Genomic DNA, 24,834 nt, shown 5'->3' on the forward strand with positions numbered 1-24,834 from the left:
GCAGGTGCGCATGAATGCGCACCCTACGAAAACCCTACGGTTAACTGACGAGCATTACGCCATGCATGGCGGCCCTACAACAGCGCTTCTGCATGAGTGCGATCATACTCTGCCTGCGCGCGTTCCAGCGCAGGGCCATGCTCCAATGCCCAATCGTACAGCGCGATAAACGGCTGCTGTAGCGTCTGCGCCAGCGGCGTCAGGCTGTATTCCACCCCGATGGGTGCCGTGTTCAGCACCTCACGATTCACTAACCCATTGCGCTCCAGACGCTTTAACGCATCCGCCAACGCTTTATGAGTAATGCCATCCAGTCGCCGGCGAATTTCATTAAACCGCGCAGGCTGAGTGCAGAGCACGGTGAGAATTAAAATCGACCATTTATTGGTGATGTGTTCCAGGATTGGACGCGTTTTTCCTACCTCTCTCAAGCTGTTACCGTTGATTTCTGCCATGGCGATATACTCCGCGATATCTGGTATAAATAAAGTGCGTAATTGATATCAAGTATAAAATATATACCATCAGCTTTCTACCCAACCGGAGAAAGCAAATGAGCAGACTGGAAAAAAAAGTGGCCGTCGTCCTGGGCGGCGCAAAAGGGATTGGGCTGGCAATCAGCCAGCGTTTTGCCAGCGAAGGCGCGACAACCTGGTATACCTCGCGTCGTGATGAAGAGTTACAGGCGGCCGGCAGCACCATTACCGGTCATGCGCACCCGTTGCGTGCCGATGTGAGCCAGCAAAGCGAACTCACCCGCATTATGGAGACGATCAAGACCGAAGCCGGGCAGCTGGATGTGCTAGTGATTAACGCGGGCATGGCCGAGTACGCCACCATTGATGAGATCGGCGCAGAGCATTTCGATCAGATCTTCGGCCTCAATGTGCGCTCGCCGGTCTTCGCTTTGCAGGCAGCGCTACCGCTGCTGAAACCTGGCGCCAGCGTGGTGCTGATTGGTTCGATCGCCGATGTCATTGGTACGCAGGGTTACGGTGTTTACAGCGCCAGTAAAGCGGCGCTGCGTTCCTTTGCGCGCACCTGGACGCGTGAACTCTCCGCGCGTGGCATCCGGATTAATGTGGTGGCGCCTGGGCCCATTGATACCGATATGATGCAGGCGGCTTCTGAAGAGGTGCGCACGGGCATCACCAGCACCATTCCGCTGAGCCGCATGGGCAAGCCAGAAGAGGTCGCTAACGCGGTACTGTTCCTCGCCAGTGACGAGAGCAGCTATATTGCCGGGGCAGAGATCTGTGTGGATGGCGGTTTAACGCAGGTGTAAGGCGCTAGGTTTACGGCCATCGTATGATGGCTGTTTTCAGGCGAAATACCAGGCGGGCAGGATCGCAATCAGGTTATTCAGCGTATGCAGGAAAATCGGGAGCGCGAGGCTATTGCTGCGCAGGCGCGCATAGCATAATAGCAGCGAAAACAGCGTTAAGGCGACCAGCGTTTCCCAGTGCACATATTGGGTATGCATGGCGGCGAACAGCAGGGATGTCAGCAGCATGCAGGCAAAACGGCTTTTTGGCGCCCACAGTAGAAAACCTTGCAGTAAGAATCCGCGAAACAGCACTTCTTCAAACACCGGTGCCAGCAGCACCGCCGTCAGCAACAGAATTAGCATGGAGCTGCGTCCCTGCTGGGATTGCGCAATCAACCATCCTTCCGGCTGCAAAAACTGGGTTTGTGCCACCATCAACGCAAACAGTAGGCCAATAAACAGCAGCGCCTGCAGCGGACGCACATAGCCAAGCGGAATATCGCTACGACGCTGGCAATAAAAGCGGTAGAGCGGGTAGATCACGGCGAATTCAAATAAGCAAAGTACCGGCATCAGCAAGCCATCGTTACGCAGCACCCCATAGTTGGGAAACAGCGTAACAAGCATGGTCACAAGGTAATAGACCACAAAGCTACCAACGTAGAAGAGCGTTAACGTAACTTTGTCGGATTGCGTATCCATAGGCGACTCAGCGGACAGAGGAGAGCGCATAGTAGCAACGGCGGTGATCGCTGTCGAGGTGGTGTGCTGCACATTTGCGCTGTTCAAATATTCCACCGCTAAGGCTAAATCTGCGACGGCCAGCGCCGATAACCGATCAAACCTTACAGGGTGGAGAGGGGCGGTTGTTGCCCCTCATCCGCCTCTTTTCGCCGCCTGCATTTTACGAGCAATGCGCATGAATTCTGAGTATCACCGGCACCCGGCGTTAAACGCCAGGGCCAATATGGAGGCACATACGGTTCGGGTGACGCGGCGCAGTCTTCGCACCTTATCCTCACTGCTGTTTGGCGTACTGCTTCTCTCTGTTGTAATGGTGCTGGTTATCGCCCATCGACAAAACCGCGACGCGATCCGCCAAGACGTCAATTTGATGCGTCAGGCGTGGCAGCAACAGCAGCAGGAGATGATTGTTGATGCGCGAGATTACGCCAACTGGGGCGAAGGCTGGAAAAACCTGCATCTCACGGTAAACAAAGTCTGGGCCTGGGATGAAGAGAACTTTGGCGCGGGGCTTTACAAGGAGTATCACTACGACGGTGTCTTTGTTGTCGATGGTGCCGGTAAAACCCGTTATGCGGTGGTTCGCGGCAAATTATCCAATGTGTCACTTGAGAGTTGGTTAGGTGCGCAAAGCGCGCTGTTATTGAACTCGGCGCGCACCCTGCGTGACGGAGTGGCGCGCAACGTTATCATAGATAACAACCCGGCGATTATGGTGGCCGCCCCCATTACGCCGGGAAAAGTCCCCGATTTACCAAGCCTTCCCGGTCCCGCTTCGGTGATGGTGTTCATCAATGTGTTTACCCCGGATAAACTGCAGGCGCTGGGTAAATCGCTAAATGTGATTGCGCCGCGTATCGCTGCGGATGTAGCCGATGCGCGGTATGAGCCGCGTCTGGTAGAGCCGGTGTTGCAGGGCGAAGCGATGGTGATTCGCTGGCAGCCGAAAGATCCGGGTTTTGGGGTGATCTGGCTGATGATGCCGCTGCTGCTGTTCACGGCGCTGGCCGTGACGCTGGTTACGCGTCGGGTGCTGCGCCATGCTTTGCACAATGCCGTCATCTCCGATCGGCGCTTTGCATTGCTGGCCATCAGCCAGCGCGAATTGGCTGACAGCGAAGAACGCTTTCGCGATCTGGCGGAAGCCGCGTCGGACTGGATTTGGGAAATCGACGATCGCGGGTGTCTCTGCTATCTCTCGTCGCGTTTTGCCGTGGTAACCGGCCATGAAGTGAAAAGCTGGATGGGGCGCCCGCTCGACCAGCTCCTCAGTCATCCTAGCCATTCGCTGGTCTCCTGGCTGATGCGTCAGGGAGAAGAGGTGCAGCATGTGCCGCTGCGCTGCCAGTTTATGTCAGCCAGCGGCGAGCGACGTATTGGACAGCTGATGGCGAAGGCTATTCGCCGCAGCGGCCTGCGCACGGGGTTTCGTGGCACGGTGTCAGATATCACCCATGAAGTGGATGCAGAAGCGCGCATTCAGTTTTTGTCACGCCACGACATGCTGACGGGATTGGCCAACCGCGTCCAGCTGCAGGAGTATTTAACCGCGTATCTGGAGCGCGTCAGTGAAGAAGATCCGCTGTTCATCATCAGTTTTGATATCGACCAGTTCAAGCCCATCAACGATACCTGGGGCCACGCGGTGGGAGATGAGGTGCTGAATGAGGTTTCACAGCGCTTAAAAAGCCTGCTGGCACCCAATGAGCTGGCGGCGCGTCTTGGCGGCGATGCTTTTATTCTGCTGCTGCGTGAAAACAGTCGTGCGGGGGTGGAGTATCGCTGTCGGGCACTGCAACACATCGTTCATCAACCGATTTTCAGCGGCTCGCATCAGATCAGTTTGACCGCCAGTATGGGCATTGTTTCTGCGCCACAGGATGCGGCACAGCCGGAAGCGCTGCTGCGGCTCGCGGATATTGCATTGAGCCAGGCCCGCAGCGCCGGTCGCGATCAATGGATGTGGTACTCCAGCGATATGGCGAATCACCTGCAGTCAAAACGCGAGATGGTGCAGGCGATTGAACAGGCGCTGCAGTCAAACGCGTTTACGCTGCACTATCAGCCGCGTTATCAGCTGCAAAGCGGGCAGCTGGCGGGGGCTGAAGCGCTGATACGCTGGCAGGTCGCGGAGGGACAATGGATCACACCAGACCGCTTTATTCCTCTGGCGGAAGAGAAAGGGTTAATCACCGCCATCAGCGACTGGGTGCTAATGCGTGCCTGTCTCGATGCCAGTCACTGGGGCGAACATCGCTATGTTTCGGTGAATATTTCGCCGGTGGAGTTCCGTAATAGTGATTTGGTCAAGCGCGTCGCGCATGCGCTGGACATCAGCGGATTACCCGCGACGCGGCTGGAGCTGGAAATTACCGAAAACGTCACTTTCGAAAACCCGGATCGCGCGCTGGAGATCATGCAAGGTCTGCGCGCGCTTGGCGTGCGTTTAACCGTGGATGATTTTGGTACCGGCTATGCGGCGCTCGGTTATCTGAAAGCCTTCCCGTTCAATGGCTTAAAGATTGATCGTTCGTGGATGAAAGAGTTCCCAGAGTCGCAGCAGGCACAATCGGTGGTGGCCGGTATTGTGGGGCTGGCACGCGCGTTTGCGCTCACCATCACCGCAGAAGGGATCGAAACCGAAGCGCAGTTAAATGCGCTAAAAGCACTTTCTTGCGAGGAGGGACAGGGGTATTTCCTGGGGCGTCCGATGCCGTTAGCGGCGTTTAATGCGCGGTTACAGGAGGAAGTTGCATCGTAGGGTCGCCATTCATGGCGTAATGCTCGTCAGTTAAGCATGCATCGGTCACCATGAATGGTGACCCTACGTGGATATCGCCGGGTTTTCGTAGGGTGCGCATTCATGCTCACCTGCATAAACAGGCATTTTTTTGCTTAAGTGAGCAGCATTACGCCATTCATGGCGACCAACCACATGCAGTGACTCAACGCACTCTAATCGCTACAAACGTCATCAATGCGGCGAAGCCAACAAAAATCACCAGTTCCATAATGACCTCCTCTAAGAATTGTCTTAGGTAATTTTAGTGGCTGAAGGATTGTTTTTTAGACAGTGTGTGCGATTAATCTTAAAAATTGGGAACAAGATCGCGCTTTAAAGCCGATCCAGACCCACTATCTGCTGTAAAAATTTTCGCTTCACGGTCGTGCTTTGTTACTCTCACCCACCGGTTGTCTATTTATCCAGGAGGAGAAACTTGTGACCCATTATGGAAAAGCGCTGCTGGTTACGGCCTTGTTTGCCCTGACCGCCTGCCAGTCTGCCAGCAAACCTGACACCAGTGCGGCGGCCAGCCACGATCCGGAAACCGATCAGTGTGGCGCATCGCAATATCAGAACTATGTTGGTCAACCGTTATCGACCCTCGACAACAAGCGCTTTGCCGTTCCGGTACGCGCGATTCCCTGGAATTCAGCGGTAACGATGGATTTCAATCTGCGTCGGGTGAATTTCGCGGCGGATCAGAGCGGTAAGATTTCACGGGTTTACTGCGGATAACACTAAACCGACATTGCATTGTCATCCGGCTGTCACAGCGCCGGGCGAGGATAGCTGCGCACTACGGAGATTTCCTCGTCACTCTCGAATATGCAATGCTCGTCTTATTTCTTCCCGCTTCGGCGGGAATTTTTTTATCGGTTGGCGTAATGCCGCCAATTGAGGAGTGATGATGAGACATACCAAAAAATTACTGTTGTTAGCCCTGCTGGTAAGCCCGCTGGCGCAGGCATCAAGCGAAGCGGCCTGGCAGCAGAACGACAATAACAGACTACAAAGCTGTCTTAAGGCCAGCGGTCTGAAGAGCGTGAAAGTGGTCGGCAAGCCGATCCAGTATGACGACCGCATCGGTATTGATGCGCTGCTGCTGGAAGGCCGCTATCCGCAGAAGCACATGAAGAACCAGGTCGGGCGCGAGCTATGCCTGTATCAGCGTCAAAGCGGTAAGGCGTTTGTCAGCGAAGCCGACCAGCTGCGCGCGGTGAAATAATCCTTCGGGCTGCTACTTCTGCGGCCCTGATTCCAGCAGTTTTGCCAGCAGCGCACGATAGCTTTGCAGCTGCTGCTCATCCCCGGCAAATTCCAGCTTATCGATTACGCGCGCAATAATGGCTTTGCTGGTCGCTGGCTGCCCTTCATCCATCATTTCGCGCATGATTGCCGCCAGCAAATCGCTCTCATGAGGCGCATGCCAGGCCGGACTGTTGAAGTAGTCGGTAATCGCCCGACTGGCGCTGTTTGGTTGGGTTCTCATGGCTGACCTCCGCAGAGACAACGATGCCCGCCGCCTGAGAGTAGCAGCATGGGGAAATAAGGTTTAAGCATGCGGACTGTCCAGAACGGGCAGTACGTCGCCAGCGATGGCTGGTTGTTTTTTAAACATAGATGCGGTGATGACGATTGTCAGTAACGAGTAGACATATTTTTTCACGTTTGCCGGTCATCAGGATGCGCTTATCTTGCGGGGAAAGAGGTTTCAGCACATAAAGCCACTAAAAAAACGCTCTCTTGCATGATTTGCTGTGAGCAGAATCACGCTCTACAGCGTAAAACTGCGTTTTTACCCCGATGCCATGTTTTGCCGTCCAGTAATGTTACGGGATTGTTAGACTGAACCCTCGTTTCATTCTTCTGACGCTCACGCCCATGTTACGCTCCATCGAGTCCTGGAAAGTTAATCTGATATCGGTCTGGTTTGGCTGTTTTTTTACCGGTCTTGCCATCAGTCAGATCATTCCCTTCCTCCCGCTGTATGTTGAAGAACTCGGGATTCATGGCGGTAATGCGCTTAGCGTTTGGTCAGGGCTCACCTTTAGCGTCACCTTCATTGTGTCTGCGGCCGTTGCGCCGTTGTGGGGCAGCCTGGCAGACCGTAAAGGGCGCAAGCTGATGCTGCTGCGCGCCTCGTTTGGCATGGGCGCAGTGATCTTAATGCAGGCGTTTGTCACTCAGGCGTGGCAGTTGCTGCTGCTGCGCGCACTCATGGGGCTGACCTCCGGCTATATTCCAAATGCGATGGCGCTGGTGGCGGCGCAGGTGCCGCGTGAACGCAGCGGCTGGGCGCTGAGCTGTGTCTCTACCGGTCAGATTAGCGGGGTGATCCTTGGGCCGATGATTGGCGGCCTGTTGGCGGACTGGCTCGGATTACGCATGGTGTTTATTGTCACTGCGGTATTGCTGATGGTGAGCTTCCTGGTGACGCTGTTCCTGATTAAAGAGACCGGTTATACCCCGGTCAGCAAGAAAGACAAATTAAGTGGACGTGAGGTGTTTCGCAGCCTTGATAACCCGCGTTTGATGCTGTGCTTATTTATCACCACCATGGTGATCCAGATGTGCAACGGCTCGGTAAATCCAATCCTGACGCTGTTTGTGCGCGAACTGGCACCGAATGCGCAGAACATCGCCTTTCTCAGCGGCGTGATTGCTGCGCTACCGGGCTTTTCAGCGCTGATCTCAGCCCCGCGGCTCGGTAAACTGGGCGACCGTATTGGCACGCAGCGCATTCTCATCGCCACCATGATCGCCTCGCTGCTGCTGCTGGTGGCGATGTCATTTGTCACCAGCGCCACTCAGCTTGGTGTGCTGCGTTTCTTGCTGGGATTCGCCGATGGCGCCATGATGCCAGCAGTGCAAACGTTGCTGGTACGCCATTCACGCGATAACGTCACGGGCCGCATCTTCGGCTATAACCAATCGTTTATGTATCTGGGGAATGTGGCGGGGCCGCTGCTGGGGGCTGCAGTTTCGGCAGCCACCGGCTATCGCTGGGTCTTCTTCGCTACGGCGATGGTGGTATTCGCCAACGTGGTGTTGCTGCGTCGTTTTTATCGTCGCCCGAAAACCACGCTGACTCCACCGTTGAGCCAGCGTGATACAGCGGAAAAACCTACTGACGCAGCGTCAACGCGTAGTACCAGCGCTGCTGAGAAAGCAAAAACTCCGGGCTAACGCTCGGACTCCAGGAATCATCACCGCCGACACCCATATGGAAGCCATCGAGATGCAGCCAGCAGCCATCCTCTTCCTGTAATAAGTGGCGATGTGAGGTTGCGCGCAGCTGTTCAAGGCTGTAACGGCTGAGCGAGAAAGCGAAATCACCGCTGACCTGTAACCCATTGCACATTAAATGACGCGTGCCACAGCGCAAGCCATTTTCCCCCGGAAACACATACGTGGTGCTGAGCGCCGCCAGCGGAAGCTGCCAGCGGGAAAACTGCGCTGACAGCTGGCGATCCGGATAGTTTTCGTGTGGTCCCAGACCGAGCCAATTCACCTGCTGTGGTGCTTGCATCAGCTGGCAGCGCAGGCCGATGCGCGCCGGAGGCGGTAAGCCCGGCGCCTGTTCCACCTGCACGCTTATCGACAACTCACCATTGCCACCAATTTGATAGCGTTTGTGGCTGGTGAAAACCACTTCTCCGTGAGCCAGCCACTGATGCCAGGTTTCAATCAGCACGCTATGTTTCAGGCTATCGACCTGCATATCTACCAGCACCGCTTCTAGCGCATCGTAGCCCGCTCGTTTCCAGCGCTCGACCCACGCGTTGGGGTCAATGTTAGCGGCTTCGCTGGTGCCGATATCGTTATCAATCGGCGCACGAATAAAGCACTCCTGCAGCGGCGTCAGAAGCGTTTCTTCATCATCTACCCACCATTGCAGCAGCTCGCCGCTGCGGCGGGAGAAGTGCCAGCACTGCTGCGGCAACACCACCGCCACCAGCTCGTGATTGGCGATAAGCTCAGGTGCGGTGGCGCTGAGCGTTGGCGCGCGCGCAGGCAGTGCCGCAGGCAGCGGCCACTGATCCCAGGCGACGCGGGCATCCGCTTCGGACCACGGGGTGGCGTTACGTTGATAAACCGCCACGTTGAGCCAGGCATTGCCCTGCAGATTCTCACTGACTGGCAGCGTAAACGACTGGTGACCTTGTGCAGCGAGATCGAGCGGCCATTCACCGCTGGCCAGGGCGATGCCGTCCTGCTCAATCGACCAGCGCAGGAGCTCGTTATCGCTGCGGCGGAACAGATATTCGCTGCTGACGGTAAAGCGATACGCATTGGTAGCATCTGGCTGGAACTGGAAGAATTGCTGCGCTCGCTGCGCCTCAAACAGCGCCGGATGCGGCGAGCGATCGGCAAAAACTAAGCCGTTCATACAGAACTGACGATCGTTGGGCGTATCGCCAAAATCGCCGCCGTAGGCTTGCCATGCCGCGCCGTTATCGTCATAGCGCGTCAGGCTTTGGTCCACCCAATCCCAGACGAAGCCGCCCTGCAAGCGCGGGAACTGCCGGAAGGCTTGCCAATACTTTTCGAAGCCGCCGAAGCTATTGCCCATCGCATGCGCATATTCACACAGGATTAGCGGGCGCGTTTCGCCAGGCAGGCCAATCCACTTCTTCAGCGACCATTTTGGTACGGCGGGGAAGGGCTGATCCTGATCGACGCGTGCATACATGGGGCAGACGATATCAGTGGCGGCCGTGTTTGCGCCGCCACCTTCGTACTGAACCGGACGGGTGGGATCGCTGCTTTTCACCCATTGATAGAGCGCATCGTGCGTGCTGCCGTGGCCGGATTCATTCCCCAGCGACCAGATAATAATGCAGGCATGATTGCGGTCGCGCTGCACCATGCGCGTCAAGCGTTCGCTGTACGCGGCAAACCAACGCGGATCGCTGGAGAGCCGGTTCATTGGCTGCATGCCGTGGGTTTCAATGTTGGCTTCATCCACCACGTACAAACCGTACTCATCGCATAGCCGATACCACAACGGATGATTGGGGTAGTGCGCGCAACGTACGGCGTTGAAGTTATGGCGCTTCATCAATTCGATGTCGCGGCGCATGCTGGCTTCATCCACCACCTGGCCGTTTTCCGGATGGTGCTCGTGGCGGTTAACGCCGCGGATCAGCAGCGGCTTGCCGTTCAGGCACAGTTGGCCGTTCTCAATGCTGACGCGGCGGAAGCCAACGTCATAGGCTTCGGCCTCCAGCAGCATGCCATTTTCATCCAGCAGGCTAACCACGGCGCGATAGAGATGCGGCGTTTCGGCACTCCACAGCAGCGGTTGGTGAACCGGCAAGATCAGCAACGCGCGCTCTGGATAGTGACCGCGCTCGTCGATGATAGCGCTGCCGGGGGCTTGTTCTTGCTCCACAATACAGCTTTCGCCGCGCCACAAACTGACGCGCAAACGGCACTGCGCAAGCTGGCGAGTGCCCGCATCGATTTTGACGCTAACGCGCAGATCGCCGCGCAGGTATTCCGGGCTGAGCGCGGTTTCAATTTGCACGTCTGCCAGCTGCGTTGCTGGTTTATGCAGCAGCGTGACGTCCCGGAAGATGCCGCTCATACGCCACATATCCTGATCTTCCAGGTAGCTGCCATCGCTCCAGCGCAGCACCATCACGGCTAAGCGGTTTTGGCCCGGCTGTAACGCTGCGCTGAGATCAAATTCAGCGGGCAGGCGGCTGTCTTGCGAATAACCGATCCAGAGGCCGTTACACCACAGGAAAAATGCCGAGTTGACGCCGTCAAAAATAATGCGCGTTTGACCCTGTTGCAGCCAGCCATTATCCAGATTAAATGTGAGCGAATAACATCCTGTGGGGTTTTCCTGCGGTACATAAGGTGGCGTTACCGCAATCGGATATTGTACGTTGGTATAAATTGGGGTATCGAAACCATGCAACTGCCAGTTAGCGGGTACGGGCAGGGCGCGTGCATCAGGCTGATCCTGCCGCAGCCAGCTTTGCGGCACCGCTTCAGGCTGGGTGAAGTAGCTGAAGGTCCATTGACCGTTAAGCGACATGCGCGAGGGCGATGGGCGATCATCGCGCGCATCCATTTCATCGCGCCAGCTGGCAAACGGTGGATGCGCATCCAGCCGGTTAAGGCTGGTGATCACCGGATTTTCCCAATCCCGGCGCGCCAGAATTTCACTGAGGGAAACAGCAGATAACTTCATGATAAGATCTCATTTATTGTAATGCGCTCACATTGCGTGAATTTGCGTCAGCTGTAAAGTGAACGACAGTGATTTTGCGAGAGCCATCGGCTGACTTGCATGCCAGCTGTGTGATGTTTTTGCCGGGGTAGTGCCAGTAAATTGTTAAGCGTGGTGAGCAGAGATGAATAGCGCGGGGTTGCGGAGAATTCTGTATTGTCGCGCCCGATGCGGCCTCATACACTCAGCCCGATTTCACCATTCTGAGGTAATTATGGTTCGTATGAGTAAACTCGCCGCAGTTGTGGCATTGGTTACCGCGTTGAGCGGCTGTATTTTCCCACCGCCGGGCGGCGGTTGGGGTGGCGGTCATGGCCATGGCGGCGGACCGGGACGCGGATTTGTCGGGCCTCATTAATGCGTCTTAGTATTATTTAACTTTTAAGCGAAACGTTTCAATAAATAGGCTTCACGTCAGTGAAACGTTTCGCCGTTAGATATTGAAATACATTTCTTTTTTCGCGTCGCAGCGCGTCTTTTTTTTCTCAAAAATACTGAAAATTTCTTGTTGTTTTAATCTGCTCAGTGCTAACGTCTTTTTTTCTTCTCTCAATGAGCTTGTCGCATGAAAAACCTGATTGCGGAACTCCTTCTAAAGCTGGCTGAAAAAGAAGAAGAGTCTAAAGAATTAGTGGTTCAGGTTGAGGCGTTAGAAATCGTGTTAACGGCGATGCTGCGCAAACTGGATCCACAACAGTTCCATGACATTGCGGCGGGTATTAAATTAGCCATGCCGCCCGTTGCCCCCGCTGCTGAAACGCCTGATACCACCCTGCTGCGCAATTACGTTGAAAAACTGTTGGATCATCCCCGCGTTTAACCCTTTTTCGCCTGTTTTTGCAGGCGATTTCCATTATTGATTTCTCGCATTTGCTTATTCCGTGCCATGCTTAACAGGCAATAATGCTATGGAGAATCCGGTAATGAAATCGTGTCTTTTGGCAATAATGGCAGCAGGCTTGCTGTTGGCAGGCGGTGCGAGTGCGGCCGAAAAAACCGCACAGCAGGAAAAAATGACCATGTGTAATCAGCATGCAGGTTCGCAGAATTTGAAAGGTGATGCGCGTAAAAGCTTTATGAGTGACTGTCTGAAAAAAGACAGCAAAATGGGCAGCATGTCACCGCAACAAATGAAGATGAAAACCTGTAATGCCGACGCGGGCGATAAAAAACTCACCGGCGACGCACGTAAAACCTTTATGAGTTCCTGTTTAAAGAAGAGCTGATTTAATTCCCCCGCGAACCTACTCGTCGCGTGTAATTAATGGCAAAGTAGAGATAAGAAGGGTTCATGGTAAACATGAACCCTTTTTTTATCTTGATAATGCGCTCATCGAAATATTCAACTTCTCTTATCACGTCAGAGGAAAAACTCATACCAGGATGCACATCACAAAATAAGGCCAACAACACTGGCAGGATGCATTAGTCCTAATTAGTGACTAATTAATTCGAATCTTTTTAATCCCCGCGAAGCCAGACCGTTCGTTGGGCAGCCTTTACCTGTGGAGTCTGCTATGAATGTGCTTGATTATGCAGTGATGGCGCTATACGCGCTGATGATTGTAGCGATAACCCTGTGGGCGATGCGCAAGGTGGGCAGCACGCGCGATTTCTTTGCTGCGGGTGGCAAAATGCCGTGGTGGCTGTCTGGCGTATCGCACCACATGTCGGGTTACAGCGCCGCTGTGTTCGTGGCCTACGCTGCGGTGGCTTACAACATGGGCATCACCATCTACTTTTGGTGGGCCTTACCCATTGCGATTGCCGTGCTGTTGGGATCGCGTCTGTTTGCGCCGCGCTGGGCGCGACTGCGCATTTATATGAACATCGAATCACCGATGGAGTATCTCGCCACGCGCTATAACTTGCCGACGCAAATGATATTGGCGTGGAGTGGGGTGCTGCTGAAAACCTTTGATGTGGGAGCAAAGTGGGCGGCAATTGCGGTAATCATTAACGTTTTCACCGGACTCGATCCGCTGGTGGGCATCTGCGTATCGGGTGCGCTGAGTTTGTTTTATACCGTAATGGGCGGGTTGTGGGCCGATGCCTGCAACGATTTCGGTCAATTTGTCGTACAGTTTGTTGCCGCCATAGTGATGGTGGTGGCGGTGGCAATGCATCTGGGCGGTTTTGCTGAGCTGTTCACCATCTGGCAACGCCTGCCATCCACGCACACACAGATTATTCAGGAACCGTATTCGCTCGGCTTTATCCTCGCCTATTTTGTGATTTATACCCTGAGTTACAACGGCGGGACGTGGAACCTGGCTCAACGATTTATTGCCGCACCCGCTGGCCGCGATGCCCGCAAAGCGGCGCTGCTTTCTGCGGCACTCTATCTCATCTGGCCGCTGATTCTGTTCTGGCCAATGTGGGCGGCGCCGCTGCTGTTTCCCGGTCTGAGCGACCCGTCGCGATCCTATTCGATGATGGCGATGGAGCTGTTGCCGAATGGCCTGGTGGGGTTGGTGCTGGTGGCGATGTTCACTCATACACTATCGATGACCTCCTCTGACGCCAACGCCATCACCGCCGTCGTCACGCGCGATATTCTGCCGGGCATGCTGCCAAAACGCTTTCAGCGCGGTAACAGCTCGCTGCTGGTAGCGCGACTCACCGCCTTTCTGTTCATTATCACCACGCTGGTGATTGCCATCAATGCCAGCCACTTTGGCGGCGTACTGTCGCTGCTGATCGTTTGGTTTGGCGGCCTGGTCGGCCCGATTTCGATTCCGATGCTGCTCGGTTTACTACCCGCTTTTCGTCGCAGCGGCAGTGCCGCCGCGCTGGTGAGTTGGGCAGTCGGCGTTGGGACTTTTTTCTGCGTGAAATTCGTTTTTGCCGATGTCAGCACCGCCACCGTGGTGGCTGCACCGGTGATGTCATCGCTGGTGCTTTTCGTGGTGATGGGCTGGCTGCGCCGCGCACCGGTACGTCCGGAAGTGGACCAGTTGCTCAACGCACTGAATCAGGATCAGCATGTGCCCGGCGATCAGCGCTGGCCGCAGAAAACCAATATTTCTCAGGAGGGATAACATGACGCTATTACAACAGGGGAAAAGAGATCGTCTATGGGTCAAACGCTTCGCCAGCCGCGCTGCGCTGGGAGTCGCGGCTGCACATGACGTTGCGGCGCATTTGCGTCAGCTGTTGAGCACACAAGATGCAGTGCGCATGGTATTTGCTGCTGCGCCGTCGCAAAACGAGTTTCTCGCTGCGCTGATTGCGGAGAACGATATCGACTGGTCGCGTATTCACGCCTTCCATATGGATGAGTACATTGGACTCGATCGCGCGGCCCCGCAGCGTTTTGGTCAGTTTCTATGCCAACACCTGTTTGATGCGGTGCGGCCGGGTGAGGTTCATCTGATCCCTTATGAGGGCGAACCGGCGGTAATTTGCGCCGATTACAGCCAAAAACTCCACGCTGCGCCGATTGACGTGGTGTGCCTCGGCATTGGCGAGAACGGACATTTAGCCTTTAACGATCCGCCAGTGGCTGACTTCAACGATCCTTTCACCGTCAAGGCGGTGCAACTGGATGCCGCCTGCCGTCAGCAACAGGTCAACGATGGTTGCTTCGCGACGCTGGACGCGGTGCCAACACAGGCGGTGACGCTGACCATTCCGGCCTTGATGAGCGGGGCGCGCCTGTTCTGCATGGTGCCGGGAGCCAGCAAACGTGCGGCGGTATACGCAACGCTCAATGATGAACTCTCCACCGCTTGTCCGGCAACCCGGCTGCGCCAGCATCCGCACTGCACGCTGTATACCGATAGCGAAGCCTGCGCGGAGGTGACGTTTGACTAGTTCCATTTTGCGCGGCCGTGATTACCGCACGCTGCAACCGATTGAGCTGGAGATTGAGCACGGTTACATCATCAAGGTGCGTTCCCTGCGTGACGTTGAGGAGGATGTCATACTCGCGCCGGGTTTGGTGGATCTGCAGGTTAACGGTTTTCAGGGCGTGGATTTCAACCATTTTCCGTTCAGTGAACTGGATGTGCTGCATGCTACACGCGCGCTGTGGCAGCAGGGCGTGACCAGCTATTTGCCGACGGTCATTACCGCTATGCCAGAAGCGATCGACCAGGCCATGCAGCGGCTTGCCAGCGCCTGTGAACATTATGCGGACGTGGCGCGCGCGGTGCCGGGCTTCCACCTGGAAGGACCGTTTTTATCCCTGGAGGATGGTCCGCGCGGTGCACATCCGCGTGAGGCGATCTGCGCACCGGATATCGCCCTGTTCGACCGCTGGCAGCGCGCAGCACAGCGGCGTATCCGAATGCTGACGCTATCGCCGGAGTGGCCACAAAGCGGGGCGTTGATTCGGCATTGTGTGGCGCAGCAGGTGCGCGTCGCGATTGGCCATACTGCGGCAACGTCGGAACAGATTCATACGGCGGTGGAAGCCGGCGCCACGCTTTCTACGCATCTCGGCAATGGTGCGCATCTGCAACTGCCGCGTCATCCGAATTACATCTGGCAGCAATTGGCGGAAGACGCGCTGACGGCAACGCTAATTGCCGATGGCGATCATCTGCCGCCAGAGGTGCTAAAAGTATTTCTGCGCGCGAAAGGGGAGCAGGCATTGCTGGTGAGTGATGTGACCTCGTTTGCCGGACAGCCGCCGGGCATCTACCACACCGCTATTGGTGGCCGCGTGCAGCTTAGCGCCAGCGGACGTCTCAGCATGGCGGATGCCCCGCAGCTGCTGGCGGGCTCAGCGCGCGGGCTATTGGACGGCGTAAACGTTCTCTTGCGCCACAAGCTCGCCACGCTGGCGCAGGCGATTGAGATGGCATCGCTGCGGCCGGCGCGCCAGCTTGATCTGCCACAGCAGCAAGGTTTAGCGTGCGGCGCTCCCGCTGATGTGCTGCTGCTGGCGCCGTTGGCGGACGGGAGCGTGACGCTACGCGGCTGCGTAAAACAGGGCGCTCGGGTGTGGAGTCATGACGCTGCGGCGTAACAGCCGCAGATTATCTTTCTCAGTTAAACAACCACTTATCCACCGCTGCGCTTTGTTGTTGCGGACAAATCACGACGTTTTGCCAGGCTTACTCTTTGTAGGGATTTGTTGTCTACATCAAAAACCAGAAGAATGGAGGCCTATCGTGAGCTATCAAACCGTCGTGGAACTCAAGTCGCTGGCGCAGCGCAAACCCACCAAATTTACCGTGGGTGATACCGATGTGGTGTTGATTCGTGACGATGAGCGGGTACAAGCGTTTCAAGCCAAATGCCCGCATGCGGGTGCGCCGTTAGAGCAGGCCGCAGTATGTGGCGACAAGCTGGTGTGCCCGTGGCATAAAGCGGTGTTTCAGCTGCAGGATGGTCAGATGTGCGAGCCGCTGGCGCTGGCTCATCTGAAGCGTTATCCGGTGCGCGTTGAACAAGGCAAAGTGCTGGTCAATCCGCAAGCGATGTCGCCCGCCAGTTCGCCTTCTCCTCAAGGTCAATCCCCGGTTTGCGTGATCCTGGGTTCCGGTGCTGCCGGTAGCGCTGCGATTTGGACGCTGCGTGATGAAGGCTTTAACGGACACATCGTCTTGATCGAGCGCGAATCACCGGCGCCTTACGATCGCACGGCATTGAGCAAATTTGTGCCGTCGGGAAAAATGGCGATTGAGGATGTGCCAAAACTGTTAAAGCAGGATGTGCTGGGCGCGGTGGAGCGGATTCAGGGAGAAGTGGAACAACTCAAAGCGCATGAGCAAACCTTGATTCTCAAGGGCGGCCAACAGGTTAAATTCGATCAGCTGCTGATTGCCAGCGGTGGCGTGCCGAAGCCGTTGGATATTCCAGGCAAAGATCTGGACGGCGTGCATCTGTTGCGCTCGCTCAATCAGGCCGATGAACTGCTGAAAGAGATAGATAAAACCGAGCAGCTGGTGATCATTGGCAATAGCTTTATTGGTATGGAGATGGCGGGATCGCTGCGCAATCGTGATGTGGATGTCACGGTGATTGCGCGTCATCCGCTGCCCTTTGCCAAACAGTTTGGCGAAGAGATTGGCCGCCAATTTTACGATCTGCACCGCAGCAACGGCGTGAAGTTTGTTGAGGGCGATCCAGTGGCGCTGGAGGGCGAGGGCAAGGTAAAGGCGGTGCGGTTAAAAAGCGGCAACACGGTGGAGGCCAGCCTGGTGCTGTTTGGAACCGGCGTGGTGCCTGCCACGCAGTTTATTCACGACCTGCCGCTCGAAGAGGATGGCAGTTTGCTGACGGATAGCCAGCTGCGTGTGGCTGACAACATTTGGGTGGCCGGTGATATTGCCAGCTATCCTTCGGTGCGCGGCCCGCAACGTATTGAGCATTATCGCGTGGCACATCAGCAGGGGCGCATTGCCGCACTGAATATGCTGGGCAAACAGATAATGTACGATCGCGTGCCGTTCTTCTGGACCGCACATTACGGTACGCGCTATGAATATTTAGGCCATGCGGAAGAGTGGGATGATTATCGTCTGCTGGGATCGCTGCAGGATAAGCGCTTTATCGCCTTCTATTGCCGCGAAGGAATGATTGCGGCGGTGTGTTCTGCCGGGCTGTATACGCTGACGGCAGCGCTAGTGCAGCAGATGCAGCAGCCAATGACGCTGGCGCAGGGGATTGCCTTATATGAGGCGAGTCAGGGGTAAAGTGCGCGCAGCGCCCTCATCCCAACCTTCTCCCGCCAGCGGGAGAAGGGGCCGTCCGAGCTAACTATTTCCTCTCCCGCCTGCGGGAAAGATAGATGCTGCAACATGCTCGATCGGTTCCCTCTCCCGCTGTCGGGAGAGGGTTAGGGTGAGGGGCAAGCCGCTCCGATTATGGCTTACTCAACGCCTCTGACTTCGCCATGCAGGCCTGCATCGCGTTGATCACCGCAGCGCGGAAGCCTTTCTCTTCCAGCACTTTTACTGCTTCAATGGTGGTGCCGCCTGGCGAACACACCATATCTTTCAGCTCGCCCGGATGCTTGCCGGTTTCCAGCACCATCTGCGCCGAGCCTTTAACCGCCTGCGCGGCAAACTGGTACGCCTGTGCTCGCGGCATGCCGCCAAGCACTGCCGCATCGGCCATCGCTTCAATAAACATAAACACATAGGCGGGCGCCGATCCGCTCACGCCAACCACCGCGTGAATCAGATATTCGTTCACCACCGCCGCTTTGCCGAAGCTCTCGAAGATGCTGACCACTTCATCCACTTCATGCGGTTCAACCAGCGCGTTTGGCGTCACCGACGTCATGCCTTCATTCACCAGCGACGGTGTATTTGGCATCACGCGAATGATTTTACGATCGTGGCCCAAGACTGAGGCTAACGAATCCAGCGTCACGCCTGCGGCAATCGATACGACCAGCACGTCTTTTTTAAGTTGGCCGGCAAGATCTTTCAGCACTTTGAGGATGACGTTGGGTTTTACCGCGCCAAAAAGAATATCGACTTCACGCGCCATGCTTTCAACGCTTGCGGCGGCGGTTACGCCGTATTGCTGCGCCATCTCCTGGTTGGTTGCCGGCTTACGGTCACACACCCAGATATTGGCCGGGGCGATTTTTCCGCTATTGACCAGTCCGCTGATGATGGCTTTTGCCATATTGCCGCAGCCAACAAACCCGATTTTTTTCTCCAGCATCGCATTATCCTTCACGTGGTTCATTTTTCTGTGGGGGTAAGCTTACGTTAGCGGCCATGAATAACAAGGCTGGCCGTTATCAAAAACAGTTGCCATTCTTCAGCAGCACGGCAAGATCAGCCACATTCTCCGCGAAAAAGGATTCACTATGTCGATTTGGGTTGATGCTGATGCCTGCCCCAATGTCATCAAAGAGGTGCTTTACCGCGCCGCCGAGCGCGCCAAGGTTACCGTGACGTTCGTCGCCAACCAGCCGTTACGTGTGCCGCCGTCGCCGTGGCTCAAGACGCTACAGGTCGCCGCCGGTTTTGACGTGGCTGATAATGAGATTGTAAAACGCGTGCAGCCCGGTGAGCTGGTCATTACTGGCGATATTCCGCTGGCGGCGCAAGTGCTGGAGAAAGGGGCGGCGGCGTTGAATCCGCGTGGGGAATGCTACTCGGCGGATACGATTCGTCAGCGCTTGACCATGCGTGATTTTATGGAAACCCTGCGCGCCAGCGGGATTCAGAGTGGCGGCCCATCGACATTGAGCCAACGCGACCGCCAACTGTTTGCTAACGAACTGGATAAGTGGCTACGTCAGCGGTAATCAGACGAAGCTGTCATCGTCATCAAAGTCGCCGCCACTGCCAAAGTCGCCAAAATCATTGTTATCCGCCAGGTTGTTGTCCCAACCCGAGTTATCGTTCAGGAAGGCACTGTTGCTGTCGTTACCGTTAAAGGTATCGAGGCTGTTATCCACCTGCGGCAGCGCGGGTTCATTGATAATGTTCACGATCTCTTCCGGCTGCGAGTGGTGGAACATGCTGGTCAGCATATCCGCCATGACCACGCCTCCGGCCACGCCCACCGCCGTCTGCAATGCGCCGCCCAGGAAACCGGTACCGCGCGCCGGCGCTGCACCATATTGCTGCTGCGGCGGTGGCGCATACTGTTGCTGAGGCTGTGGCGGTGGATTGCCCCATGCCGGTTGCTGCTGTTGTGATGCTGCCGGGCGTGAGCCGCCGCCAAACAGGCTAGAGAGAAAGCCGCCGCTGCTCTGCTGCGGCGCCTGTTGCTGCTGCGCCTGCGCCAGACGATTTTCCAGATCGGTGACCTGCGCATTAAGCTTTTTCAGCGCGGCCTCCTGAATCAAAATCGCCTGCGACATGTAGTAGGGCGCGCCCGGCTGGTTCTGTAAATGCTGTTTGATTAATTGCTCGGCACCCGCATCACGCGGGCCGCTTTGCGTTTCAGCCTGTTTCAGACGGCTGAACAGACTTTCAATGAGTTGTTGTTCTTCGCTTTGCATGGGGAATCCTCCGTTTGCGACTTATCACACTATATGAGGGTGCGAACAGAGAAAGTAAATCAACGGCCTGGTAAGGAAATGTTGCCTGCTCTTACATTTAGCCTGATGCACGTTTCAAGCATTGTTTTTCTTTTATTTAACAAAGAAGTAGCTCAGCCAAGCGCTGAAATATGCGTAAATCGTGCCTGGCGGGTGGCTGATAAAATAAAATCCAGGTATTATGCGACGCATTATTGACCTGATGACGTTGCCCGTGCGGCACATTACGGCGGAGGATGAGCCCGGATGTCATTACCCATCTATCTGATCGGCGCACGCGGTTGCGGTAAAACCACTGTTGGCCAGGCGCTGTCGCAAGCGTTGGGCTATGCCTTTAACGATACCGATCACCATCTGCAACTCAGCACGCAGCGTAGCGTGGCGGAGATTGTAGCGTCTGAAGGTTGGGAGAGTTTTCGCGCGCGTGAAACTGAATCGCTGCGCGCCGTCACTGCACCTAACACCGTCATCGCCACCGGCGGCGGCATGATATTGGCTGAGTTCAACTGCCGCTTTATGCGCGAACACGGCCAGGTGATTTGGCTCAATGCGCCATCGGATGTGCTGGCTGAACGGCTGGAACATCAGCCGGAAGCGGCGCAGCGTCCCACCTTAACCGGGCGTCCGATTGCCGAAGAGATGGGCGATATTCTGCGCGAGCGTGCGCATCTTTATCGTCAAACGGCGCATCACGAAGTCAACGCCATGCAATCACCCGATCGCGTGGTGGAACATATACTGCAGTCGCTTTCGCTCGCCCGCGCCAGCTAAACCCTCAGATTTCTCTCTCTTTTTTTGCAGCGATCCTCCGTTGTCTATACTGAATGGTAGGCAGAGGATCACTGCTGCCCGTGGACAACTGATAGAAGAGGGAAAATTATGCCAACTAAACCACCCTATCCGCGTGAAGCGCGCATCGTCACGGTTGAAAAGGGGTCGGCGGATCAAACCGTCACCTGGTTTGAATTACGCGCCGACCATCCCAAACCCGATACCCTAATTAGCGAACACAAAACGGAAGCCGAAGCGCAAGATGCGAAAGAGCGCTATGAGGATGCTGGCAAAGATTGATTAACGTCGAAAAAGATTAACGTCGGCTGGCAAGGATGCTAGCACATAATTAATTACCTCCTGTCACTACATGCTTTTTTATATTTCCGCAAACGCGCTGTCATCCTTAAATAAATCTGCATACTTTCCTGCTAACTATTTATCTGGCCTGATAACATCTTTCAATTTTCTTTTTCCACCGTATTTTCTGCTGTCCTAAATTTAGTGGCAACGGCGCGGCTCAAAATTTGCGCTTGACGCATAAAGCCGTGCGTTTTACTTTCGAGATCTTGATAGAGGAACTCAGTTCCATATAGTGAAACAGGCGCCATGACCACACTCGAAAATGCCTCTGCCGTATTAAAGCTGTTCCAGCGCTTTGGCGTGACCCAAGGCCATCCGGGCCTCACCTTTACCGAGGTGGTTGACGCATTGGGTTTGCCAAAAAGTACGGTGTCGCGCCTGCTGGCAACCATGGAAAATGAAGGCTTGCTTGAGCGTGATGTCGAGAGCCGTTGCTTCCAGATTGGCCGCGTTCTGCTCTCGGTGGCTGGTCACTATCTGTCAACGCCGCTGGTAGATAGCGCTTCAGCACCGATGGCGCGTCTGGCAGCCAGCAGCGGCTGCATGGGCTATATCTCGGTGCTGGATGGCGACGATGTGCTGGTCATGCGCATGTACCACGGTCGCTTCTTTACCCAGCTGGTGACGCCGCCGGGCACGCGAGTTTCATTAACCGGCACCTCGACCGGACGCGTGCTGCTTGCACAGCTCAGTGATGAGGAGGTGCGCGACCGTTTTGCCAGCCACTGGCAGGCGGCTTCGATGAACTCACCGCTCACGCTGGATGATTTATGTCGTGAACTGGCTGTGATTCGCCAGCAGGGCTGGGCACTGGCGCGCAATGAGACGCTGCCGGGCATCAGCTCTTTGGCCGTTGCGGTAACCAATAAACATCGCGGTGAAAGTGCCGCGCTCTGTCTCTCGTTTTTATCGCAAGAGGCGGCGCCCGGTTATCCGGAGACGCTGCTCAGTGAACTACGCGCAACGGCTGCACTGATGGCCGAAAAATACGGCGCATAATCCTGTTTAAACAGGAAAACCCTATTTTTGTTTTAAAGGCGTTTATTCGCGCCACACCAGGGAAATAACAGGTCTTCGGACCTGCTTATTTCAATAATCAGGGAACGATTAAATAAATATGTGGATGTCCCGCGTGTCGGGCGTTGCATTTTAAATGCGTTTTCTTCAGGGTGAAAATACGGGGATATCATGCGTCAAAATAATCCAATAAAAAGTGTTGGCGTTGCCTTAATGCTGGTTCTGCTTTCTGTTGCAGGGGCCATTATTGGGGTTCAGCTTATTACCACCATTGGGGTAACACCCAATACGTCTATTATTGGCGCGCTGTTTGCCATGCTGCTGGCGCGTATTCCTTTGCAATGGTTTCGTCGCTACCGTTCGATAGAAGTCCAAAACCTGGCGCAGACCGCGATCTCCTCAGCCACCTTCGGCGCAGCCAACAGCCTGCTGATGCCGATTGCCGTGCCGTGGGCGCTGGGTGAACCGCAATTGGTGCTGCCGCTGTTTGTCGGCGTCAGTGCAGCGATGCTGCTGGATGCCTATTTACTCTATCGCCTGTTTGATACGCGCGTCTTCCCGGCCAGCAATGCGTGGCCACCGGGCGTGGCGGCAGCCGAAGCGATCAAAGCCGGTGATAAAGGCGGTCGTCAGGCGTGGCTGCTGGTGGTGGGGATTGTCGGTGGCATTGTCGGCTCAATGTTGAAAATCCCCATGTCAGCGTTTGGTACTGCATTTATCGGCAATATCTGGGCGCTGAGCATGCTCGGATTGGGGTTCCTGCTGCGTGCTTATGCGCAACCGGTTGCCGGTATTGACATCAACGCACTCTATATTCCGCACGGCGTGATGGTCGGTGCTGGTTTGGTCGCGCTGATTCAGGTGGTGCAGGTGATTCGCAGCCGCCGCAACGATCAGGTTAACGTCAGCCGCAGCGACAGCGAAGTGAAGCGTTCGCTCGGTTTCGGCACCGTGGGTTACATCGTCATCTCCACGCTGCTGGCGCTGGCGGGCGGATTATGGAGCCAGATGGGGATGCCGATGCTGGTGCTGTTTATTGTTTACGCCGCGTTTGCTGCCTTTGTGCATGAACTGATTGTTGGCATCGCCGCCATGCACTCGGGCTGGTTCCCCGCCTTTGCGGTGGCGCTGATCACGCTGATTCTTGGGATCCTGCTCGGCTTTCCGCCGCTGGCGCTGTGCCTGCTGTGTGGTTTCACCGCCGCCACCGGCCCGGCATTTGCCGATATGGGCTATGACCTGAAAGCCGGCTTTATTCTGCGCGGTAACGGCGCGGATGTGCAGCAGGAGCTGTGGGGCCGCCGCATTCAGCTGATCGCCGCGATGATCGCCTTTGTCATCTGTATTCCGGTGGTGTGGTATGCGCACACCATTTTCTTTGCCGAAAATCTGCTGCCGCCGGTGGCGCGCGTCTATGCCAAAACGATTCAGGCCGGCGCGGAACCGGGTATCGCCGGTAACCTGCTGATGTGGGCGATTCCAGGCGCCATCATTCAATTGATCGGTGGGCCGAAACGTCAGCTTGGCGTGCTGCTGGCAACCGGTTTGCTCATTAACAATGCCGCTGCCGGTTGGGCAGTGATGGTAGGCATCGCGCTGCGTATCCTGATCCTGCGCGTGTGGGGCGAGCGTGGACGTTCACCGATGGAGGTGATGGCCGCTGGATTTATCGCGGGCGATGCGCTCTACAGCTTCTTCCATTCACTTTTTGCCAGCAGCACCAAGAAATAATCCAGGGAAATTATTATGAGTTTACAGCAGACACTGCAGGTTTTTGAGTTACTCGACAGCGCCTACATTGATGGTCAGCAGATCGTGGATCTCTTTGCGGCTTATCCCGGTGTGACGGCGAGCACCAAACGCGTCAGCGGGCCGAAAGGGCGTACCGATTTCGTGCGCATCGATATCCCCGGCGCGCAGGGCAAAAGCAACGGCGGCAACGCGCCGACGCTGGGAATTATTGGTCGCCTCGGCGGCATCGGTGCGCGCCCAACGCGCATTGGTATGGTCTCTGATGCCGATGGCGCGGTGGCGGCGGTGAGCAGCGCGCTGAAGCTGGCGCACATGCAGACCAAAGGCGACGTGCTGGCAGGTGACGTGATCATCACCACCCACATCTGTCCGGATGCGCCAACCCGTCCGCACGAACCGGTCGATTTCATGGATTCGCCGTGCGACGACATCACCATGAATGACAATGAAGTGATTGCGGGCGTCGATGCGATTCTCTCGATCGATACCACTAAAGGGAATCGCATCCTTAATCACAAAGGTTATGCGCTGTCGCCGACGGTGAAAGAGGGCTACATCCTGCGCGTCTCGGAGGATTTGCTGCGCATTATGGAGATGACCAGCGGCAAACCGGCGGTCACTTTCCCGATCACCACGCAGGACATCACGCCTTACGGCAACGGGGTTTATCACCTCAACAGCATTCTGCAACCCTCTACAGCCACCGATGTGCCGGTGGTCGGCGTGGCAATTTGTGCCGAATCGGTGGTGCCGGGCTGCGGTACCGGCGCCAGCCATGAAGTGGATATCGCCTCTGCGGTGAAGTTTGCGGTAGAAGTGGCGAAGGAGTTTGGGCGTGAAACCTGCCACTTCTATGACCCGCAAGAGTACGCGCTGCTGCTATCTTTGTATGGTAGCCTCAGCCACCTGCGCAACCGGAAAGCCTGATA

At 55.8% G+C, this 24,834-nt stretch carries 24 protein-coding genes; 18 read left to right on the forward strand and 6 right to left on the reverse strand.

Annotated features, from left to right (window positions below):
* Positions 1 to 74 precede the first annotated feature (74 nt).
* Positions 75 to 455, reverse strand: coding sequence for a helix-turn-helix domain-containing protein (locus tag ACIP6T_RS00425; RefSeq protein WP_097094782.1), 381 nt, complete (start codon positions 453 to 455; stop codon positions 75 to 77).
* Between the two features lie 98 nt (positions 456 to 553).
* On the opposite strand from ACIP6T_RS00425, the gene ACIP6T_RS00430 reads away from it, so the two are divergent.
* Positions 554 to 1,285 (forward strand): SDR family oxidoreductase, encoded by a 732-nt coding sequence (locus ACIP6T_RS00430; RefSeq protein WP_345827192.1) that lies wholly within the window; start codon positions 554 to 556, stop codon positions 1,283 to 1,285.
* A 36-nt stretch (positions 1,286 to 1,321) separates the two neighbouring features.
* Here ACIP6T_RS00430 and ACIP6T_RS00435 read toward each other — a convergent pair whose 3' ends face one another.
* Positions 1,322 to 1,969, reverse strand: coding sequence for a CPBP family intramembrane glutamic endopeptidase (locus ACIP6T_RS00435; RefSeq protein ID WP_097094780.1), 648 nt, complete (start codon positions 1,967 to 1,969; stop codon positions 1,322 to 1,324).
* Between the two features lie 217 nt (positions 1,970 to 2,186).
* On the opposite strand from ACIP6T_RS00435, the gene ACIP6T_RS00440 reads away from it, so the two are divergent.
* The 3 genes from ACIP6T_RS00440 to ACIP6T_RS00450 all read left to right on the forward strand — a co-directional run bounded on the left by ACIP6T_RS00440 (position 2,187) and on the right by ACIP6T_RS00450 (position 6,021).
* A complete protein-coding gene (locus ACIP6T_RS00440; RefSeq protein WP_400454751.1) occupies positions 2,187 to 4,772 on the forward strand; it encodes an EAL domain-containing protein in 2,586 nt (861 codons plus the stop codon).
* Positions 4,773 to 5,231: 459 nt separating this feature from the next.
* Positions 5,232 to 5,531 (forward strand): I78 family peptidase inhibitor, encoded by a 300-nt coding sequence (locus ACIP6T_RS00445; protein WP_097094778.1) that lies wholly within the window; start codon positions 5,232 to 5,234, stop codon positions 5,529 to 5,531.
* Positions 5,532 to 5,703: 172 nt separating this feature from the next.
* Entirely contained in the window at positions 5,704 to 6,021 is a 318-nt protein-coding gene (locus tag ACIP6T_RS00450; RefSeq protein ID WP_097094777.1) for a hypothetical protein, read from the forward strand.
* Positions 6,022 to 6,033: 12 nt separating this feature from the next.
* Here ACIP6T_RS00450 and ACIP6T_RS00455 read toward each other — a convergent pair whose 3' ends face one another.
* Positions 6,034 to 6,285, reverse strand: coding sequence for a biofilm development regulator YmgB/AriR family protein (locus tag ACIP6T_RS00455; protein ID WP_097094776.1), 252 nt, complete (start codon positions 6,283 to 6,285; stop codon positions 6,034 to 6,036).
* Positions 6,286 to 6,677: 392 nt separating this feature from the next.
* On the opposite strand from ACIP6T_RS00455, the gene ACIP6T_RS00460 reads away from it, so the two are divergent.
* Positions 6,678 to 7,982 (forward strand): multidrug efflux MFS transporter, encoded by a 1,305-nt coding sequence (locus ACIP6T_RS00460; protein ID WP_345827190.1) that lies wholly within the window; start codon positions 6,678 to 6,680, stop codon positions 7,980 to 7,982.
* Here the strand turns inward: ACIP6T_RS00460 and ACIP6T_RS00465 are convergent.
* The gene (locus tag ACIP6T_RS00465; protein WP_400454755.1) at positions 7,921 to 11,001 is read right to left on the reverse strand and encodes a beta-galactosidase; all 3,081 of its coding nucleotides are present in this window, start codon (positions 10,999 to 11,001) and stop codon (positions 7,921 to 7,923) included. The two genes, ACIP6T_RS00460 and ACIP6T_RS00465, sit on opposite strands and share 62 nt — an antisense overlap.
* 262 nt (positions 11,002 to 11,263) lie before the next feature.
* Here ACIP6T_RS00465 and ACIP6T_RS00470 point away from each other — a divergent pair, with 262 nt between their 5' ends.
* The 7 genes from ACIP6T_RS00470 to ACIP6T_RS00500 all read left to right on the forward strand — a co-directional run bounded on the left by ACIP6T_RS00470 (position 11,264) and on the right by ACIP6T_RS00500 (position 17,687).
* Positions 11,264 to 11,398, forward strand: coding sequence for a hypothetical protein (locus ACIP6T_RS00470; RefSeq protein WP_400457132.1), 135 nt, complete (start codon positions 11,264 to 11,266; stop codon positions 11,396 to 11,398).
* Between the two features lie 207 nt (positions 11,399 to 11,605).
* Positions 11,606 to 11,860 (forward strand): anti-adapter protein IraP, encoded by a 255-nt coding sequence (gene iraP, locus ACIP6T_RS00475; RefSeq protein WP_097094773.1) that lies wholly within the window; start codon positions 11,606 to 11,608, stop codon positions 11,858 to 11,860.
* A 103-nt stretch (positions 11,861 to 11,963) separates the two neighbouring features.
* Positions 11,964 to 12,266, forward strand: a complete 303-nt coding sequence (locus tag ACIP6T_RS00480; protein ID WP_097097587.1) for a PsiF family protein — start codon at positions 11,964 to 11,966, stop codon at positions 12,264 to 12,266.
* Positions 12,267 to 12,557: 291 nt separating this feature from the next.
* A complete protein-coding gene (locus ACIP6T_RS00485; protein ID WP_400454758.1) occupies positions 12,558 to 14,081 on the forward strand; it encodes a sodium:solute symporter family protein in 1,524 nt (507 codons plus the stop codon).
* A gap of 1 nt (position 14,082) precedes the next feature.
* Entirely contained in the window at positions 14,083 to 14,856 is a 774-nt protein-coding gene (locus ACIP6T_RS00490) for a 6-phosphogluconolactonase (protein WP_400454761.1), read from the forward strand.
* Positions 14,849 to 16,015, forward strand: coding sequence for an amidohydrolase family protein (locus ACIP6T_RS00495; RefSeq protein ID WP_345827186.1), 1,167 nt, complete (start codon positions 14,849 to 14,851; stop codon positions 16,013 to 16,015). The genes ACIP6T_RS00490 and ACIP6T_RS00495 overlap by 8 nt, the downstream gene beginning before the upstream one ends.
* A gap of 145 nt (positions 16,016 to 16,160) precedes the next feature.
* Positions 16,161 to 17,687, forward strand: coding sequence for an FAD-dependent oxidoreductase (locus tag ACIP6T_RS00500; RefSeq protein WP_400454763.1), 1,527 nt, complete (start codon positions 16,161 to 16,163; stop codon positions 17,685 to 17,687).
* Positions 17,688 to 17,856: 169 nt separating this feature from the next.
* Here the strand turns inward: ACIP6T_RS00500 and proC are convergent, their stop codons facing one another.
* Positions 17,857 to 18,669 (reverse strand): pyrroline-5-carboxylate reductase, encoded by an 813-nt coding sequence (gene proC / locus ACIP6T_RS00505; protein ID WP_400454766.1) that lies wholly within the window; start codon positions 18,667 to 18,669, stop codon positions 17,857 to 17,859.
* Between the two features lie 148 nt (positions 18,670 to 18,817).
* Here proC and ACIP6T_RS00510 point away from each other — a divergent pair, with 148 nt between their 5' ends.
* Positions 18,818 to 19,261: a YaiI/YqxD family protein gene (locus ACIP6T_RS00510; RefSeq protein WP_400454769.1), complete on the forward strand. Its 444-nt coding sequence runs from the start codon at positions 18,818 to 18,820 to the stop codon at positions 19,259 to 19,261.
* Here the strand turns inward: ACIP6T_RS00510 and ACIP6T_RS00515 are convergent, their stop codons facing one another.
* Positions 19,262 to 19,963, reverse strand: a complete 702-nt coding sequence (locus ACIP6T_RS00515; RefSeq protein ID WP_097094766.1) for a DUF2076 domain-containing protein — start codon at positions 19,961 to 19,963, stop codon at positions 19,262 to 19,264.
* Positions 19,964 to 20,248: 285 nt separating this feature from the next.
* Between ACIP6T_RS00515 and aroL the strand changes: the two genes are divergently transcribed.
* The 5 genes from aroL (at position 20,249) to ACIP6T_RS00540 (ending at position 24,832) form a co-directional block, all read left to right on the forward strand.
* Positions 20,249 to 20,773 (forward strand): shikimate kinase AroL, encoded by a 525-nt coding sequence (gene aroL, locus ACIP6T_RS00520; RefSeq protein ID WP_400454772.1) that lies wholly within the window; start codon positions 20,249 to 20,251, stop codon positions 20,771 to 20,773.
* A 108-nt stretch (positions 20,774 to 20,881) separates the two neighbouring features.
* Complete coding sequence (locus ACIP6T_RS00525) at positions 20,882 to 21,073, forward strand: YaiA family protein (protein ID WP_400454775.1); 192 nt, start codon at positions 20,882 to 20,884, stop codon at positions 21,071 to 21,073.
* Positions 21,074 to 21,382: 309 nt separating this feature from the next.
* Positions 21,383 to 22,135: an IclR family transcriptional regulator gene (locus tag ACIP6T_RS00530; protein WP_345827182.1), complete on the forward strand. Its 753-nt coding sequence runs from the start codon at positions 21,383 to 21,385 to the stop codon at positions 22,133 to 22,135.
* 189 nt (positions 22,136 to 22,324) lie between these two features.
* A complete protein-coding gene (locus ACIP6T_RS00535; RefSeq protein WP_400454777.1) occupies positions 22,325 to 23,884 on the forward strand; it encodes an OPT/YSL family transporter in 1,560 nt (519 codons plus the stop codon).
* A gap of 15 nt (positions 23,885 to 23,899) precedes the next feature.
* Positions 23,900 to 24,832 (forward strand): DUF1177 domain-containing protein, encoded by a 933-nt coding sequence (locus ACIP6T_RS00540; RefSeq protein ID WP_345827180.1) that lies wholly within the window; start codon positions 23,900 to 23,902, stop codon positions 24,830 to 24,832.
* Positions 24,833 to 24,834 lie beyond the last annotated feature (2 nt).

This window comes from Pantoea sp. NPDC088449, from assembly GCF_044753225.1.
In the GTDB taxonomy this organism is placed as follows: Bacteria; Pseudomonadota; Gammaproteobacteria; order Enterobacterales; family Enterobacteriaceae; genus Pantoea; species Pantoea floridensis.

What these genes read in the sequence shown, in the direction of transcription:
- ACIP6T_RS00485 (WP_400454758.1), top strand. Translation starts at nt 12,558, where the DNA reads ATGAATGTGCTTGATTATGCAGTGATGGCGCTATACGCGCTGATGATT.
- ACIP6T_RS00430 (WP_345827192.1), top strand. Translation starts at nt 554, where the DNA reads ATGAGCAGACTGGAAAAAAAAGTGGCCGTCGTCCTGGGCGGCGCAAAA.
- ACIP6T_RS00465 (WP_400454755.1), bottom strand. Translation starts at nt 11,001, where the DNA reads ATGAAGTTATCTGCTGTTTCCCTCAGTGAAATTCTGGCGCGCCGGGAT.
- proC (WP_400454766.1), bottom strand. Translation starts at nt 18,669, where the DNA reads ATGCTGGAGAAAAAAATCGGGTTTGTTGGCTGCGGCAATATGGCAAAA.
- iraP (WP_097094773.1), top strand. Translation starts at nt 11,606, where the DNA reads ATGAAAAACCTGATTGCGGAACTCCTTCTAAAGCTGGCTGAAAAAGAA.
- ACIP6T_RS00535 (WP_400454777.1), top strand. Translation starts at nt 22,325, where the DNA reads ATGCGTCAAAATAATCCAATAAAAAGTGTTGGCGTTGCCTTAATGCTG.
- ACIP6T_RS00490 (WP_400454761.1), top strand. Translation starts at nt 14,083, where the DNA reads ATGACGCTATTACAACAGGGGAAAAGAGATCGTCTATGGGTCAAACGC.
- ACIP6T_RS00510 (WP_400454769.1), top strand. Translation starts at nt 18,818, where the DNA reads ATGTCGATTTGGGTTGATGCTGATGCCTGCCCCAATGTCATCAAAGAG.
- ACIP6T_RS00440 (WP_400454751.1), top strand. Translation starts at nt 2,187, where the DNA reads ATGAATTCTGAGTATCACCGGCACCCGGCGTTAAACGCCAGGGCCAAT.
- ACIP6T_RS00470 (WP_400457132.1), top strand. Translation starts at nt 11,264, where the DNA reads ATGAGTAAACTCGCCGCAGTTGTGGCATTGGTTACCGCGTTGAGCGGC.
- ACIP6T_RS00530 (WP_345827182.1), top strand. Translation starts at nt 21,383, where the DNA reads ATGACCACACTCGAAAATGCCTCTGCCGTATTAAAGCTGTTCCAGCGC.
- ACIP6T_RS00435 (WP_097094780.1), bottom strand. Translation starts at nt 1,969, where the DNA reads ATGGATACGCAATCCGACAAAGTTACGTTAACGCTCTTCTACGTTGGT.
- ACIP6T_RS00540 (WP_345827180.1), top strand. Translation starts at nt 23,900, where the DNA reads ATGAGTTTACAGCAGACACTGCAGGTTTTTGAGTTACTCGACAGCGCC.
- ACIP6T_RS00425 (WP_097094782.1), bottom strand. Translation starts at nt 455, where the DNA reads ATGGCAGAAATCAACGGTAACAGCTTGAGAGAGGTAGGAAAAACGCGT.
- ACIP6T_RS00450 (WP_097094777.1), top strand. Translation starts at nt 5,704, where the DNA reads ATGAGACATACCAAAAAATTACTGTTGTTAGCCCTGCTGGTAAGCCCG.
- ACIP6T_RS00455 (WP_097094776.1), bottom strand. Translation starts at nt 6,285, where the DNA reads ATGAGAACCCAACCAAACAGCGCCAGTCGGGCGATTACCGACTACTTC.
- aroL (WP_400454772.1), top strand. Translation starts at nt 20,249, where the DNA reads ATGTCATTACCCATCTATCTGATCGGCGCACGCGGTTGCGGTAAAACC.
- ACIP6T_RS00515 (WP_097094766.1), bottom strand. Translation starts at nt 19,963, where the DNA reads ATGCAAAGCGAAGAACAACAACTCATTGAAAGTCTGTTCAGCCGTCTG.
- ACIP6T_RS00480 (WP_097097587.1), top strand. Translation starts at nt 11,964, where the DNA reads ATGAAATCGTGTCTTTTGGCAATAATGGCAGCAGGCTTGCTGTTGGCA.
- ACIP6T_RS00460 (WP_345827190.1), top strand. Translation starts at nt 6,678, where the DNA reads ATGTTACGCTCCATCGAGTCCTGGAAAGTTAATCTGATATCGGTCTGG.
- ACIP6T_RS00525 (WP_400454775.1), top strand. Translation starts at nt 20,882, where the DNA reads ATGCCAACTAAACCACCCTATCCGCGTGAAGCGCGCATCGTCACGGTT.